The 15,692-nt window shown below is 48.1% G+C and carries 13 protein-coding genes; 9 read left to right on the top strand and 4 right to left on the bottom strand.

Features of this window, described 5'->3' with window-relative positions:
* Window positions 1-89: 89 nt before the first annotated feature.
* Window positions 90-977, bottom strand: coding sequence for a cysteine synthase CysM (gene cysM / locus G8770_RS16010; protein ID WP_167189032.1), 888 nt, complete (start codon window positions 975-977; stop codon window positions 90-92).
* A 169-nt stretch (window positions 978-1,146) separates the two neighbouring features.
* Here cysM and G8770_RS16005 point away from each other — a divergent pair, with 169 nt between their 5' ends.
* On the top strand, window positions 1,147-3,930 hold the full coding sequence (locus G8770_RS16005) for a response regulator (RefSeq protein ID WP_167189029.1): 2,784 nt from the start codon (window positions 1,147-1,149) through the stop codon (window positions 3,928-3,930).
* A 160-nt stretch (window positions 3,931-4,090) separates the two neighbouring features.
* On the opposite strand, the gene G8770_RS16000 is transcribed toward G8770_RS16005, so the two are convergent.
* Both G8770_RS16000 and G8770_RS15995 read right to left on the bottom strand, forming a co-directional pair.
* Window positions 4,091-5,914: an ABCB family ABC transporter ATP-binding protein/permease gene (locus G8770_RS16000; RefSeq protein WP_167189026.1), complete on the bottom strand. Its 1,824-nt coding sequence runs from the start codon at window positions 5,912-5,914 to the stop codon at window positions 4,091-4,093.
* A 276-nt stretch (window positions 5,915-6,190) separates the two neighbouring features.
* Complete coding sequence (locus tag G8770_RS15995) at window positions 6,191-6,541, bottom strand: hypothetical protein (RefSeq protein WP_167189023.1); 351 nt, start codon at window positions 6,539-6,541, stop codon at window positions 6,191-6,193.
* 250 nt (window positions 6,542-6,791) lie between these two features.
* Between G8770_RS15995 and G8770_RS15990 the strand changes: the two genes are divergently transcribed.
* The 4 genes from G8770_RS15990 (at window position 6,792) to G8770_RS15975 (ending at window position 10,519) form a co-directional block, all read left to right on the top strand.
* Complete coding sequence (locus G8770_RS15990; protein ID WP_167189020.1) at window positions 6,792-7,334, top strand: hypothetical protein; 543 nt, start codon at window positions 6,792-6,794, stop codon at window positions 7,332-7,334.
* Between the two features lie 260 nt (window positions 7,335-7,594).
* The gene (locus G8770_RS15985) at window positions 7,595-8,524 is read left to right on the top strand and encodes a D-hexose-6-phosphate mutarotase (RefSeq protein WP_167189017.1); all 930 of its coding nucleotides are present in this window, start codon (window positions 7,595-7,597) and stop codon (window positions 8,522-8,524) included.
* A gap of 192 nt (window positions 8,525-8,716) precedes the next feature.
* Window positions 8,717-9,562, top strand: coding sequence for a TSUP family transporter (locus G8770_RS15980; RefSeq protein ID WP_167189014.1), 846 nt, complete (start codon window positions 8,717-8,719; stop codon window positions 9,560-9,562).
* A 30-nt stretch (window positions 9,563-9,592) separates the two neighbouring features.
* On the top strand, window positions 9,593-10,519 hold the full coding sequence (locus G8770_RS15975) for a histone deacetylase family protein (protein ID WP_167189011.1): 927 nt from the start codon (window positions 9,593-9,595) through the stop codon (window positions 10,517-10,519).
* Between the two features lie 67 nt (window positions 10,520-10,586).
* Here the strand turns inward: G8770_RS15975 and G8770_RS15970 are convergent, their stop codons facing one another.
* Window positions 10,587-11,399, bottom strand: coding sequence for a DUF1223 domain-containing protein (locus G8770_RS15970; protein WP_167189008.1), 813 nt, complete (start codon window positions 11,397-11,399; stop codon window positions 10,587-10,589).
* Between the two features lie 661 nt (window positions 11,400-12,060).
* On the opposite strand from G8770_RS15970, the gene G8770_RS15965 reads away from it, so the two are divergent.
* The 4 genes from G8770_RS15965 to G8770_RS15950 all read left to right on the top strand — a co-directional run bounded on the left by G8770_RS15965 (window position 12,061) and on the right by G8770_RS15950 (window position 15,513).
* Complete coding sequence (locus G8770_RS15965; RefSeq protein ID WP_167189006.1) at window positions 12,061-12,879, top strand: hypothetical protein; 819 nt, start codon at window positions 12,061-12,063, stop codon at window positions 12,877-12,879.
* Window positions 12,880-13,137: 258 nt separating this feature from the next.
* The gene (locus tag G8770_RS15960; RefSeq protein ID WP_167189003.1) at window positions 13,138-13,710 is read left to right on the top strand and encodes an ABC-three component system protein; all 573 of its coding nucleotides are present in this window, start codon (window positions 13,138-13,140) and stop codon (window positions 13,708-13,710) included.
* Window positions 13,704-13,919: an ABC-three component system middle component 7 gene (locus G8770_RS15955; protein ID WP_167189000.1), complete on the top strand. Its 216-nt coding sequence runs from the start codon at window positions 13,704-13,706 to the stop codon at window positions 13,917-13,919. The genes G8770_RS15960 and G8770_RS15955 overlap by 7 nt, the downstream gene beginning before the upstream one ends.
* Entirely contained in the window at window positions 13,912-15,513 is a 1,602-nt protein-coding gene (locus G8770_RS15950; protein WP_167188997.1) for a DUF2326 domain-containing protein, read from the top strand. The genes G8770_RS15955 and G8770_RS15950 overlap by 8 nt, the downstream gene beginning before the upstream one ends.
* Window positions 15,514-15,692 lie beyond the last annotated feature (179 nt).

The following is a 15,692-nucleotide window of genomic DNA, read 5'->3' as shown; positions in this document are numbered from 1 at the left end:
GCAGGCATCCACAGCTCTGGCGACAACATGACACAGTTATGACACAGGCGCTGTGCAACGGCTCATGTGGGCCACGGACATGCGTTCTATTAACCGTACAAACCGGAAGATAAATAGCGATCACCACGATCACAAATGATGGCGACGATGACCGCGTTCTCCAGCTCCCGACTCAAGCGCAAAGCGCCGGCAACCGCACCACCGCTGGACACTCCACAGAAGATACCTTCCTTCTGAGCCAGAGCCCGCATGGTCTCTTCCGCTTCAACCTGTCCCATGTTGATCACCCGATCGACACGGGTTTCATCAAAAATACTCGGCAAATACTCTTTCGGCCAACGGCGTATTCCTGGGATACTGGCGCCATCTTCCGGCTGTAAACCAACAATTTCAATGTTTTGATTCTGCTCTTTAAGATACTGAGAGGTCCCCATGATGGTACCGGTGGTGCCCATTGAACTGACAAAATGCGTGATTTCCCCCCCGGTTTGCTGCCAGATCTCCGGGCCGGTACTGTAATAATGCGCTAGCGGATTATCGCCATTGCCGAATTGGTCCAACACCGTGCCCTCGCCATTCGCTTCCATGGTTTTTGCCAAATCCCTGGCGCCCTCCATGCCCTGAGCCTGGGTAACCAGAATCAATTCCGCCCCGTAGGCGGTCATTGCCGCTTTACGCTCTGAAGTCATGTTGTCCGGCATGATAAGCACCATGCGATAACCTTTGATCGCCGCAGCCATGGCCAGAGCAATACCGGTATTGCCACTGGTGGCCTCAATCAAGGTGTCACCGGGACGAATATCGCCCCGGGCTTCGGCTCGCTCAATCATCGACAACGCTGGACGGTCTTTCACTGATCCTGCTGGATTATTTCCCTCCAGCTTCACTAAAATGGTGTTCGTGGTGTTGCCAGGCAGGCGCTGCAAGCGCACCAGTGGAGTTTGGCCAATGCAAGACTCAATAGTGGGGTAATTCATAGGATCCTTTAAAACCGATGATCGGCCTTTGTCTCAATAATGCAGTCGCTCTATTTTAGCGCCGATTATGGTATGGTGAAACCTGCAATTAGCTGGGCCAAGGATAGCCGCAAACGATCCCCATACTCAGCCCAGGTAGTGCTGAGTACCCCCATACAGGAGTTTCCAGGTGCAATTGCCCACGACATCACAGAGTTTGGCGTTTCGAATCCAGCAACTGAGTGTGTTGCCGGTGTTGGTGTGCATTATCCTCATCGCACTGGGCTTTACAATCATCCAGCTGATAGAAAACCGGGAACTGGAGCACGAGCAAAACCAGCTCGCGACCCGCTGGCTGGTCAGTTTGACCCAGCACTCTCTTATTCAAAACAATTCCAAGCATATATCCGAGAGCTTTGGCGACCTGCTGGAGATGCCCGATATACGCGGTATCTACCTGGTTAGCCCGGAAGGCGAGTTTATCCTCAAGCACGGTCAGCGACCCAATGCAGACATTCCCGGCCATTTAACCGACGAACCCTACTACTGGTCTGGCCACAGCAACTTCTATTACAGCGCCCCCATCGTAGAAGGGGTCGGCACGAATAACACGATCCATCGCGGCTGGATCGTCGTCTCCATCAATGAAACCGCTCTCAGCATTCACCAATATCAGGGTTTGACATTAATTCTGCTGGGCCTGCTGACGGCTTCAACCCTGCTGATGGTATTGGCCTGGCGCTTAACCCGCAGCATCGAAGTTCCCCTTTATAACGTACAGCGCACGCTGCAGGACTATAGCCGGGGAAAGTTTGAAAGCCGCGTCCCCATTGCTGGCTGTACGGAATTGCAAAATTTGGCGCACAGCACCAACGAAGTCGGCAAAAGCCTTCAGCAAACCCAGGACAACATTCGTCAACAAGTGGAACAAGCCACGTCGGATTTGCAGGAAACCCTGGAAACTGTCGAAATTCAATCCATTGAACTGGATATTGCCCGTAAAAATGCGGTTGCCGGCAGCCGGGCAAAATCCGAATTTCTGGCCAACACAACCCACGAAATCCGCACCCCCATCAATGGCATTCTGGGCTTTACCAACCTGTTACTAAAAAGCCCCTTAACCACACAGCAACGGGAATATCTGCGCACCATTGCCCACTCCTCCCAGGGGTTGCTGACCATCATCAATGACATTCTGGATTTTTCCCGCCTGGAGGAAGACGAGCTCACCCTTGATCGCGCCCCATTAAACCTTCGCCAGGTGATCGAAGAAACCTTACAGATTCTGGCTCCCACGGCCAGTGAAAAACAATTATATCTGATTGCCACCAGCGAACCGGAAGTCCCCCAGCAATTACTGGGAGATCCTTTACGGCTGAAACAGGTTCTCATTAACCTGGTCAGTAACGCCATCAAGTTTTCCGATGAAGGCGATATTCTGGTCCACTCCGAAGTGATCTCTAAGGATATTCGCTCTGCCAAATTAAAAATAAGCGTTAGCGATTCCGGCATCGGCATTGATCCCAAACAGAAAGACTCCTTATTTGAAGCATTCAAGCAAGCGGATTCATCAGACAGTCGCTTGCGAGGTGGCACCGGCCTGGGATTAGCCATCGCCAAAGGCCTGGTTGAAAAAATGAGGGGGGAAATAACAATAGAAAGCACTTTGGATCAAGGCACAACGGTCTGGTTCACCCTGCCACTGCCCCTGCAGCAAAATATCATCGAAGCTCGTCCCTCAGGGTTACAAGGAAAGTATGCCGCTTGCTATATTGAGAACCCACTCATCCAACAGCAACTGGAAGAGTATTTCCATCTGTGGGGGGTTACCAGTCAAGCGTTCTCATCAATCGAAGCTCTGCAGCAATACCTGGATGAAAAACCGTCAACTGCGCCAGACTTCGCTTTTATTATGCCCTCGAACAACCGTGGTACGACTGCCTCACTTTGCGAGTTGACCAAGCTACACCCCGCCTTGCCCATATTCGTCACGGCTTTGCCGGACAGTGACCTCGCCTATGATGACTCGCTGCAAAACGCAGACATCAGTTTACTGTTTTTACCTCTGTCAAAAGATCATCTACAACGGGTACTGCAGGACGCACTGGTGACCGACCAAGCGGAAGCAACCGAGCCACAGCCTTTCCAGACATTTCTGGCCGATGTCCTTGTGGTTGACGACAATCCGGCGAACTTACAACTGGTCAGTACTTTCTTGCAAAGCCTGGGGGTCAATGTCATGGAAGCCAGCAGCGGCATGGATGCCATCAATATCCTCAATGCTCACAATGTGGACTTGATCTTTATGGATGTGCAGATGCCTAAAATGGACGGCATTGAAACGACCAAAAACATCCGTAAGCAGGAAACGTTGGGCTACCACGTTCCCATTATTGCGTTAACCGCCCATAACATTAACGAGCAAAGGGCCAAAATATTAAAGGCCGGAATGGACGACTGCGTCAGCAAACCGGTTTCCGAGGAGCAACTGGCCCATATACTGAAACACTGGCTGGGTCTGCCACTGTCGGGCAGCAGTGCACCACACCCGATTAGAGATGAACACCCTCTGGTCGGCCAACCCCCGTTAAGCCGGGTGATGAACCTGCAAGAAGCCTTGCGGTTGAGTAATGGCATAAAAGTTTTAGCCCGGGATATGCTTTCCAAGTTAACGGCAGAGCTGGCCACGGAAGCTGATCACATCTCTCGCCTATACCAACAAAGAAACTGGCCAGAATTGCAAGAAAGAGTACATCGCCTATATGGCGGCTGTTGTTACTGCGGTGTACCCGAACTGCGTAAAGCCAGCGCCACCCTCGACGGGCTGCTGATAAAAGGGGAAACCGAGCATATTGATCAAGACCTGAACAACCTACTGAGAGCCATGCAGCGTTTGCAGGACTGGGTTGAGGAACACGATCTGGACATTATTTTCGATACGGAAGAGAGCCATTCGGCGGCTACCGATTCTTGAAAAGCCTGACAGGGCCTGTAGAGGCCCTATATAGCCCCTGAAGAGGCCCTATATAGCCCCTGAAGAGGCCTTGTATAGCCCCTGAAGAGACCCTGTATAAGCCCCTGTCGCCCTGACCAGAAGCCCTCCCATAAAACCAGATACCTTCAACGGGAATCGGCTACACGCTTGAGGTTGACGGTAGCTCCACCAATCCGGGCCCGGCAGGCTTCTGTTGCTGAATTTTCCAAAGATGCGCATAGTGACCATCGAGCTGCAATAGCTCATCGTGACGCCCCTGCTCTACCACCTGCCCCTGATCCAGCACCACGATTTTATCCGCATCAATGACCGTGGATAAACGGTGGGCAATCACCAGGCTGGTTTGTTGACGTGAAATTTCAGAGATGGCTTGTAAAATAGTCCGCTCGGAACGGCTGTCCAATGAAGAGGTGGCCTCATCAAACACCATAATCGGCGGGCGCTTCAAAATCGTTCGGGCAATGGCTACCCTTTGCTTTTCACCGCCCGACAGTTTCAACCCTCGCTCTCCTACCAGCGTTTGTTCTTTTTTGGGCAGCTGTTGAACAAACGCTTCCAGATGGGCCAAACGAATGGCTTCCCAGACATCGTCATCCGTGGCCTCTATTCGCCCGTAGCGAACATTTTCAAATATGGTGGTGTTGAATAACACGGTATCCTGAGGGACAACCCCAATCGCCCCGCGCAGAGAGGCCTGGGTGACCGAGCGCACATCCTGTCCATCAATCAAAACCGCCCCATCATCTACATCGTAAAAACGAAAAAGCATTTTCGCCAAGGTGGATTTGCCTGCCCCGCTGCTGCCCACAACCGCCACCTTCTGCTTGGCTGGCACAGTAAAACTGACCCCCTTTAAGATAGCTCGATCTGGGTGGTAATGAAAACAAACATTCCGGAACTCAATTTCCCCAGCCCGAACCTGAAGGGGGGGCGCGTTTTCACGATCTTTAACTTTCGGATCAACCCCTAACAGCGAGAACATATTTTCAATATTGGCCATCGAGCCTTTCATTTCCCGATACACAAAACCGAGAAAATTGAGGGGCATAAAGATCTGCATCATAAACGCATTAATCAACACAAAGTCACCCAGGGTCATGACACCCTGAGTGACATCCACCGCAGCCAACACCATGGCAGAAGTCATGGCCGCGGCAATCACAAACGACTGGCCGCCGTTTAACGCAAACAGGGACAGCCTGTTTTTGCGCCGCGCCTCTTCCCATCCTGCCAGTTCGACATCGTAATGGTGAGCTTCATAATCCTCGTTAGTGAAGTACTTAACGGTCTCATAGTTCAGTAAACTGTCAATTGCGCGTGTACTGCTTTGCGATTCGGCCATGTTGGCTTCACGGACAAAGCGGGTTCGCCATTCCGTCGCCATCACCGAGTAAGCCACATAACAAATAACTGAAACGCCGACAATCACGGCATACCAGAACTGGTAATTCCACAAAAGAATGCCAATGACCAGACCAATTTCGAGCAGTGTCGGCACAATGTTAAAGACCATAAAACGCAGCAAAAACGCGATGCCATTGGTACCCCGTTCAATATCCCGCGACAGTCCCCCCGTCCGCCGATTCAGGTGAAAATCCAGATCCAGGGCATGTAAGTGCCTGAACACCTTCAACCCGACCCGGCGCATGGCCCGCTCCGTGATGCGCCCAAACAAGGTATCGCGCAACTCACCGAACAGTACGTTTGAAAAACGCACAACGCCATAAGCCAGCAGTAACCCTAGGGGCAGCGCCACCAAAGCTCCGACATCCGACTTTTGATCCAGATCGTCCACGATGTATTTCAGAATAAACGGCAAACCCACACCGGCAACCTTGGCCATCACCAAACACAGCAGAGCCATGGCCATGCGCGCTTTGAATTCAATCAGGTAGGGAATCAGGGTTTTGAGGGTCGACCAGTTTACATCGCCAATAGCGACATCAGTTCTCATACTGCGCATGGATGGGGCATTCTCTCTTGAAAGGAATATTCAACCTTTGGCTGTCATTACTCACAACAAGAGAAGGTGATGAAAGAGAGTAAAACAACAAGGCCAAACCGGGTGATGAGCTAAAAAGTATCATCAAAAGCTCTGTCAAGGATACCCTGATTTGGCCCCGTTCGCTGAACAGAACCTCGCTTTTGGTCAGGTGATCAGCAAAACGCTTTATTTTTACCCCTGCGCGCTATTCAATCACCCGATCACACCTCTCAATCACCCGGTCACAGCTCTCAATCACCAATAGACATCCGGTATCTTGTCGGTAACCTTGCGAGACAAGTTGATTTTTGATGATTCTGAAGCAATATTGGAGGGAACCGGGCGCAACCTTTCCCGCTGGCAACGGTTTGCAATATCCTCTTCGAAACTCCCTTTGAAATAGGGGATCTCGGTCATTTCGGTATCCCCATCCAGGGCAAAATACATCTGATCAGACTCGGGAGGACATACTGTGATCTGCCCACACTCACTGGACCGGGATAGACCATGCTGAAAATCTTTAAACTGTAAATAAATCTCTTCGTAACTCTGACCCTCCAGGGTCATTTCGCACTCTGTTGTAAATCGAAATGTCATGCTGGGCATGGTGCACTCCTTAAGAGTTGGAATTTAACGTCTTCCTCAAAAGTGTACGCAATTAAGATCACTACAACTTAGAATAATTCACTCTAAACTGCCCAACGCTTATAGATACTGCAAGCCCGGTGATCACCCGATCTGACCCTGGAACAAACCTGACGCATCCCCCTAAAGGTCGCCTCAAGGCCCGCCACAACTCAACGCTGCTATACTTTGACTGGAACCGTCACTTAGCCAAAAAGGGATCTGTACCACCATGCCAAAGTTCACTGCGCCTTTCCGCCCCTCACTTTCTATAGCCCATTGCTCTGCTGGCACAAAAATACTGCTGGTTGTTTTAGCGTTCACGCTGAGCAGCTTTTCTGCGCTTGGGGTCGCTGAAACCGAGACTTTGTCGGAAACTGAGATTGATCGCCAAAAGGCGCTTGAAATCCAAAGCAAGAATGAGCTTCAGACCAAGCTACTCCGGCCAATCGTCGGCAATGAGGATAAGGATGCAGGTGCGCGAGTCGAGTCCGTCGAATACCTTGACGATGGCAAAACGGTAAAAATCTCAGTTTCGTTGCCTGAAAACAAGTACTCCGAGCTGGAAGAAGTTGTCGTATTGGGGCGGCCCGACAAACAGAAAATAGAGTGGCCAACACTGTTCCAGCCCAAAAAGTTTGAAGTGGTTAATAACCTGCAAGAAGGCAAAAGTGGAGTAATTATCTATCTGGGCAAAGAGCAGGATTTTCTCCTGAAACTGAACTACACCGAACCACGCCCGGATGTAGAGCCCGATGTCTACAATCGTGACTAGAGCACGCAGACAGGAGACAGGAGACAGGAGACAGGAGACGGTATGGGCTCATAAGGGCTCATCCCCCCCCATCGAATTCTGTTTTGTATGCAGCCCATCCCCATAAAATGAACCCCCTGCCCACCATCAAGTCCCGCTAGGCCCCGCTGAATTTCCCACCCCCCTGCCCCTGTCGTCATTCTGTATTCGCCGGAATCCATTTTAGACTCCCGAAAATTGACCTCGGCTGTTAAAATCCCTTCCTGACTTAAGGATGGACTATGACGCACACAACCGGCATCGCCACTGCAGCAACAGTTGAAAACTGCCCACACCTGACTCTCACCGACAGCCATAACGCCTTCCCAGACCGGAATCATGAAGATTCTCTAGCGGTCATTGCGGTGAAAAACCCCTACTGTACAGCCACCATCACCCCTCAAGGGGCACAGTTACTGACCTTTGAGCAAGCTGATGGCACGCCGTTACTGTGGCTCAGCCCGCAAGCCATCTTCAAAACCGGCAAAGCCATACGCGGCGGAGTCCCTGTGTGTTTGCCCTGGTTTGGCCCACACACCACCGATCCCTCAAAACCCCAACATGGTTTTGCAAGGAACAGTCTTTGGCAGTTAACCCGTGCTCACGCCCTTGATGACGGTGCCACCCAGCTCACCTGGCGTTTCCAGGTCGGGACATCACACCCAGCTCAGTTTGCCGGCGAATTTACCGCGGAATTGACCATGACCTTGAGCAAGCGCATTGATCTGCAACTGGTCGTGAGCAATGACGGAACACACCCTCTACCGTTAAGCTGGGCGCTGCACAGTTACCATCCTGTCAACAACCTGGCTACCGCACGTGTCGCTGGGCTGGACGGCTGTGAATACCTCGACAACACCCGGCAACAATCACGTTTCACCCAAACCGGCGACATCACTTTTGGCCGGGAAGTGGATCGTATTTTTGTGTCCACCTCCAAGCACCAGGATCTGATCACCGAGACTCAACACCTCCGGGTTTCCGGCCACGATTGCAGCAGTGCCATTATCTGGAATCCGGGCCCCCAACTCGCGGCCGGCATGGCCGATGTGGGCGAAGGCAATCACCAAGGGTTTGTCTGTGTCGAGCGTGGCAATACCGCAGACAATGCCCTTCGATTGGCCGCAGGCGAAACCCACCGTGCCAGTGTCCGAATAGAGGCCTTGACGTAAACTTTATGTTTGAGGTTGTCGTCCGCCCATAAACCGGCCACGAGGAGCTTACCCGGGCGACCTTCACCCGTCAGCTGAAAACTTTATACGTCAATTTCCACCGACGGCCTTATCCGTCATCCGAATGTTAAAACGATCGAGGGGTTAACCCGATCGTCCCTAACCGAATTACAACCCCGTGTGTGAGCCTGTATGAGTGAACTGTCTCTTTTTCAATTAATATTAATCGGGCTTATTTTCATCTGGAGTGGCTTTGTCCGCTCAGGCTTGGGATTTGGCGGTGCCGTGCTATCCCTGCCCTTTCTGCTGATGGTGGATAACCGGCCATTGGTTTACCTGCCCATCATTGCAGTACATCTGCTGGTTTTTGCGTCACTGACCGTCTGGCAAAACAACCGTCAGTTGCGGAAAAAAACCAAGCCGGCTCCCCTAACTGGATCCGGCACGCACGACTCTGGTCAGGCAGGCTCCGAGGACAGCAGTCACAACGGCACAATCGCCTGGGGTTACCTGAAATACGCCCTGATGGTTATGATCATCCCCAAACTGGTCGGAGTCTTCGGCCTGATTGTGCTCCCCAACACCCTCATGAGCGCCATCATTTTCACAATTGTCGGGCTGTATTCACTCACCTACATTTTCAACAAACCCTTTAAAAGCAACAGCAGGTGGCTGGATATTGTATTTCTGGTCCTGGGGGCATACATCAGCGGCACATCACTGATAGGTGCCCCCCTGGTCATTGCCGTCTTTGCCAACCACATTGCCAAACATCAACTTCGCGATACACTGTTTGCCCTCTGGTTGATTCTCGTGGGCATTAAATTAGCGGCTTTCATTTACGCCGGCATCGATTTACAGCTGATTCAGCACCTGTGGTTACTGCCCTGCGCCGCCATTGGCCACGTGCTGGGATTGCGCGCTCACCAGCGCATGCTGGCGGCCGAAACTCCGGTATTTTTTCGGGTATTGGGCACGACGCTGTTTATCATCAGCTGCGTGGGTTTGTACCAGGGCATCAGCCAGGGCCTGGGGTAACTTCAGGGCACGACATCAGAGAACCCGATCATGACACTGCACCTTGTGACACACCCGGATTACAGTTTCGACTTCCCGGCAAAACACCGTTTTCCCATGGAGAAGTTTCGACTGCTGCACCAATATTTACAGGAAAAAGGATTAGCCACCAAAGACAACACGCTGCGACCGGGCAAGGCCAAGAAGGAGTTGCTGCAGCTGGCCCACGACCCGGACTATCTGGATCGCTTTATTCACAACCGCCAGTCCCCGCAGGAAGTGCGTCGTATGGGGCTGCCCTGGTCACCGGCGTTAATGAAGCGAACCCTGATCGCCCCCAACGGCACTTTTCTCACCGCCAATCTGGCCTTGCAGCATGGTGTGGCCTGCCACTTGGCCGGGGGAACCCATCACGCACACCGGGATGCAGCGTCCGGCTTCTGCATTCTCAACGACCTGGCCATTGCCGCCCTGGGGTTGCTCCACAGTGGACGCAAAACACAGCTGGCGCCCGCCTCTGTGTTGATTTTTGACTGTGACGTTCACCAGGGTGACGGCACCGCCAACATATTGCAGCATGAGCCCAAAGTCTTCACCTGTTCGGTGCACTGCGACAAGAACTTTCCGGCGAAAAAAGCCCACAGTGATATGGACGTTGAAGTCGCAAAAGGGACGGCTGACGACGAATACCTGGCCATCGTCAGGAAAGCCTTTCTGACCGCCGTTGATCGCTCACGTCCTGCGCTGGTGCTGTATGATGCCGGTGTCGATGTCTATGCAGGCGACCCACTGGGCCTGCTCAACATCAGTCTGGGCGGATTGCGGGCTCGCGAGCGGATGATTCTGGAACTGTGCCGCGAAAAAGGACTGCCGGTTGCCACCGTGATCGGAGGCGGCTATGACGACGATCGTCACGCGTTGACGCGGCGCCATGCCATGGTCATTGAAGAGGCGTTTGGCGTGTTTCAACCGGCCTGAACTGAAATTGAAACTGAAGCAAGGCAGGTAACACAGACGGTGAAGCCCACCGCCGCTGGCGCTGGCATCAGGGCGGCAACCAACCGCCCGTCGCCTGAATGGGTACAGGGTCCATTGCTTCACTGACCCAAAACGCCACCGCCCGGGTTCCCTCAACACTCGTTTTTGGCAGGTGTACATCCCAGCTTCCATCGCTGGACTTGTAGGTCTGATGGCTCAACACCACAAAATCCTGATCCATAAGCAGACCGGAATTTTCGCCCTTTTTAATCTCGGTCACCAGATCACAGCCCAGCACGGCGACATTCAGCACCAAAGCCCGGTAATCCCCATCACTGGTAAAACGCGCTTCCAGGTTTCGACCGTCCCGTTTGACGATCAGCTGGCCCGGTGAGCCGGACGGCAACTCTGGCAATGCCGGGTTCTGAAACCAGCCCGTCCACTCCTTACCCGAGAGCATAAAACCCGGAGTGTAGACCGCGTTGCTGCGGCCGTGTATTTGGTACAGACGCTGACGCTGAGAATGCTGAAGTGAAGCGTAGGGGTCAGGCCAACCCAGATAATCCCAATAGTCCACATGAAACACCACCGGCACCACGTGAGACCAAAGGCGATCATCGGTTTTCAGTTGAGATATCCAGCGTTCCGCCGGTGGGCAACTGCTGCAGCCCTGTGAGCTGAAAAGTTCCAGTAAGGTGACTTGGGCGCGACCGCTGTCAAAGACTTGGTGTGTTGGCTCCCCGGTGATGATTTCAACCGGGCTCTTCAACTGTTGAGCAACAGCCGCTGGCGTCGTTAAGATCATTGCCATCGCAACCCATAAGACGACCCATAAAGCCGACTGAGTCAAACGATAACCTTTGCTGTATCCGACGTTCATAGTGATCCGTAGCCAATCTTGACCCGTGTGTGTCTTAGGTAGGCTTTAGGGTATTTAGTTCAATCTGTTGGTAGGAACCATTGACCTGCATATCCAAGAAGAACGCAGCGAATCTATGGTATGCCACTCACGATCATCGTGAATCAGATTAACTTCGTGTGTAGGCGCAGGAAGAATTTAGAGAATCGAAAAATGCAGAGGCTTCATGTTATTCACGAATGACCTATGTGGGTAATTTAACCCTATTCAGATACGGCCAAGATTAAGCGTGTACGGGCAATAAAATCCGCATACAAATGACTTCAATTCCGTCAAATATTGTCAGATGAAAATCTTGGATAGCGGAAATATCGAGCATGGTCTAACTGAACTGTTCATGTCTGCAGCCACACCTTATCTGGATACTCGTTGGACATATATTTTTAAGGCTATAATACTTCGTTAAAATACCTTGTAATTTCAATAGGTTAGAGATATTGTTTTGGCAATGTTAAATGATATGTATCAGGAAGATATGCCTAACATGGATGCTGATCTTTACTCTCGCCTTGTTATTTCCCTGATTTTATAAAAATTAAGATTCTGGAGCCGGTTATATTGCTCCGGGATATGCCCAACGTTGGGCAGAAGAAACTGTTAGAGAGCAATCACGAGAGATATCATGTCAGCGAAAGAAGAATTCGAAGAAAATGAAGAGTTGTTGAATAAAAATAGAAGCTACAGCGAGTTTAAAAAACTTAGACATAGAGAGCTCCTCTACCAAAAAGCTATGCTGCAAAGATTAGAGGCAAAAAAGAGAAGCTACACATGGGTATTAGCGGCTCTAACTGCCGGGCTATTTTCAGCAATTTTTTCTTTAGTTACAGTATCACTGGAAGATGGAAGGTATATTGATAAAGAAAGCTTACAAAGGGATATTGTTACTATTGTTAGTAACAATGGTGATTTAAGGGCAATTAAACAATCCTTCGCAAATCAATCAACGATAAGTGAGCTTAAACTTATTCTTTCATCGAAGTCATCGTATTATCCAAAAACAATAGCTTTATCTTCTGTTTTGGATGATGTTCGTGTTCAGGCGTTTATAAAAAATGAGAAAGAGCTCCTTCCAAAACTTGAGCCTCTAATAAAGGAATATGAAGAAATAAATCCCTTCGACAAACTCCAAATCGGACAAAAAGACTATTTTGAGAATATCAGAATTAAAACTGAAGGCACTTATCCTAAAATTAAAAATGATATAAACAACCTTGTTGATGAACTGCATCAAAAGAATTTACTAGTTAACGAATACTTGTCAGATTCAAAAATGTCATTTTGGATATCTATATTTGCAGTATTCTTGTCACTAATGATTGGAGGCTATCAGATTTATTCTGGCAGGCCAGAAGCATTACGAAAAACATTAATTGGGCTTGTAGATGTTTCGAGTGAAGACGAGGAGCAAGCCTCTAACAAGAAAAATCAGTCGGACAGCTAAAGCTGCCGCTGTTTTTGACGTTATATGCTATAGGGTCATCTAAATCAAAGGCTTTGAATAAATGAAGGCAAAAAGAGCTGATGTAAACGATACGGTTAAGATGAGTCTCTTGTGCGACGTACAAGGGGCGTGCCCGCTGTGTAGCCGAGATTTGATAGTTAAGAGGTCTGGAAAAACTGTAAGAGTTTTTGATGTCGCTCATATTTATCCCTTAAATGCGACAGAACATGAAAAAAAATCTTAGTTAATGAAGAAATATTGGCGGATGACATTGATTCAGAGCCAAATTTTATGGCTTTGTGCAAAAATTGTCACAAGATCTATGACACACAAAAAACCGCTGAAGAATACAGGCAGCTAGTAGCAATAAAGAAGAATATTAATAAAGCGAAAGAACTTTCTGCGACCTGGGATACACAAACTCTCCATAGAGACATATCTATAGTTGCATCAAAAATAGGGGAGATGGATGAGAAATCCATCTCAAACACTAAGCTATCCTATGATGCTCTTAAAGTAAGCGATAAAACAGATGCCACCTTTGGAATAATAAATGAAATGAAGGTTAGTCAGTATGTCTTGAACTTCTTTGTTCCTATACGCGAGTCACTAAAGTCGCTCGAACTTCAAGAAAAAGCAAAGTCAGCATTTATCTATTCTCAAGTTAAAAGTTATTACACACTTCTATTAATGAAGAATTATGATCAAAAAGAGATTTTTGAAAAGTTATGCAAGTGGTTTATGACTAACACAGGGATTACTGAAAGAGACAAGGCTGAAGTATTGGTTTCTTACTTCATACAGAATTGTGAGGTTTTTTCAGAATGTTAGTGCCTAGTAAAACAATTTCCATTGAGGAAAGCAGCTTATACAATGCTTGCCAATTACTAGGGATATTGGATTCGCCTGTTGAATTGGTGGAACTATATCAAACAAATAAAAAAATGTTCTCTGACCTGTCTTCTTATATTGACGCTTTAGATATGCTCTATGTGTTAGGGAAAATTGACATTAAAGAAGGGGTAGTTCAGCTTGCTTAAATCCATCAGCTGTGAAGCAATCGTCAAAACTCCTATAACCTTTGGGGAAGGTTTAAATTCCGTTGTTGGTGCGGACGACGCTCAAAACTCTATTGGTAAGTCATCCGTGCTCATGCTTATAGATTTCGCGTTTGGCGGTAATGATTTCCCTGTTAAATGTGATGATGTAACCAGGAATGTAGGAGATTTCAAGGTAGGGATTGAATTTGAATTTGACAAGAAACACTCGTTTATAAGAGATACCTCAAAACCAGATTCAGTGTATTTTGTTGAAGATCAAGAGATGAAAACGTTAAAATATTTTACTAGCTTTCTCAAAGAAAAGTACCTTCCTGATGAGCTAGACATTTCATTTCGTGAGTGTGTGAGTGGTTTCTTTCGGATATATCAAAGAAACAACTATGATGACAAAAGACCGTTGGATATCGTAAAAAAAGATAACTGGGATAGCATCAGAAAGAGAATCCTTAAGATATATGGGGAATATTGGAAGATTTCAAACTTAGAGAGCGAGAAATCGGAAAAAACTAAGAGATCAAGCGACATTAAGGGAACTTTCGGGTCTGGTGCAGTAAGAAAGATTACAAAAACACAGTATACGAAAAATAACGCTTATATTGATCACATGACATCCGAGATTGAGGCGATAAAGCATTCGCTAAGGAAGAATGTTACTGATATTAAATCACTTATTAACGATAGAAACATATCTCTAAAAAAAGAAAAAGATGAGTTATTAGAAAAGCGAAACTCTTTAAGTGTTCAATTAGCTAGAATAGATTCTAATTTAAATGGTAGCAAGATAAGAAAGAGTAAAAGCTTTCAGGTGGTTACTGAGTTTTTTCCTGACATAGATTCAGAAAGATTAGAAAGAGTTGAAGAATTCCATAAAGGTATAACTAAGATTCTGAAAAATCACTTAAATGCAGAGAAAAAGCTGATACTAGAAAGTATATCAGCAGCAGATTCAGATATTGAAAGGTTAGATAAAGAGTTGCTGAAGATTGTAGATTCGAAAGAGGAATCGGTGTATTTGCTAGAGAGGCTAATGGAGCTGGATCGTTCTAACAGGGAACTGATAACTCAAAATGAGTATTGGAGTAGAGCAGATAAAGTAAAAGAAGAGATACGTCAGATCAAGGAGGAAATTAATAAAGCTATAGAAAGCTCAATCAGTAAAATTGAACAATCTTTAAACTCTGGAATGAAGGTATACATCGAAAGAATATATCACGACAAAGCAATACTGCCCACATTGTCATTGGATAGCACGGATTATAAATTCAGTCATGGAGATGATAGAGGTACGGGGAAAGGATTTGCCAATATGATTGCGCTAGATTTGACTTTTCTAGAAAAAACACATTTGCCATGCATAATTCACGACAGCTTGTTATTTAAAAATCTAGATATCCCTGCCGTAGAGAGCTTAATTGAAATATATTCAGGTTTTAAAAAACAAATATTTATTTCAATTGATGAGGTGTCAAAATATAGAGAGGAAGTTAGAGATTTGATCCAGTCTTCCGAGTTTATAAAGCTTGATAAAGAAAAGCTTGCCTTTAAGGTTAAGTGGAAAAGCAGGCAGGATTAGAAATGCCCCACATAACAATCGCAAGTACAGCGACTCGCAAGCTCGCGCGTGTTGCGGGGAGAATGTCCCACTAACTGTGTAAACCCCGTGATTCATATTACCCTAGAGGAGTTAATGAATCATGGTATCGACAATGAAAAACAAAGAACTACAGGACATGGCCGACAAGGTGGCTGGCG

The sequence above is a fragment of the Pseudomaricurvus hydrocarbonicus genome (genome assembly GCF_011602365.1).
In the GTDB taxonomy this organism is placed as follows: Bacteria; Pseudomonadota; Gammaproteobacteria; order Pseudomonadales; family Cellvibrionaceae; genus Pseudomaricurvus; species Pseudomaricurvus hydrocarbonicus.
The sequence above is the reverse complement of the archived record's forward strand: the minus strand, read 5'-3'. Positions and strand labels throughout refer to the sequence as shown.

Bases quoted from the DNA above. Each gene is read 5' to 3' on its own strand.
- cysM (WP_167189032.1), bottom strand. From the start codon at position 977: ATGAATTACCCCACTATTGAGTCTTGCATTGGCCAAACTCCACTGGTG.
- G8770_RS16000 (WP_167189026.1), bottom strand. From the start codon at position 5,914: ATGCGCAGTATGAGAACTGATGTCGCTATTGGCGATGTAAACTGGTCG.
- G8770_RS15995 (WP_167189023.1), bottom strand. From the start codon at position 6,541: ATGCCCAGCATGACATTTCGATTTACAACAGAGTGCGAAATGACCCTG.
- G8770_RS15990 (WP_167189020.1), top strand. From the start codon at position 6,792: ATGCCAAAGTTCACTGCGCCTTTCCGCCCCTCACTTTCTATAGCCCAT.
- G8770_RS15985 (WP_167189017.1), top strand. From the start codon at position 7,595: ATGACGCACACAACCGGCATCGCCACTGCAGCAACAGTTGAAAACTGC.
- G8770_RS15980 (WP_167189014.1), top strand. From the start codon at position 8,717: ATGAGTGAACTGTCTCTTTTTCAATTAATATTAATCGGGCTTATTTTC.
- G8770_RS15975 (WP_167189011.1), top strand. From the start codon at position 9,593: ATGACACTGCACCTTGTGACACACCCGGATTACAGTTTCGACTTCCCG.
- G8770_RS15970 (WP_167189008.1), bottom strand. From the start codon at position 11,399: ATGAACGTCGGATACAGCAAAGGTTATCGTTTGACTCAGTCGGCTTTA.
- G8770_RS15965 (WP_167189006.1), top strand. From the start codon at position 12,061: ATGTCAGCGAAAGAAGAATTCGAAGAAAATGAAGAGTTGTTGAATAAA.
- G8770_RS15955 (WP_167189000.1), top strand. From the start codon at position 13,704: ATGTTAGTGCCTAGTAAAACAATTTCCATTGAGGAAAGCAGCTTATAC.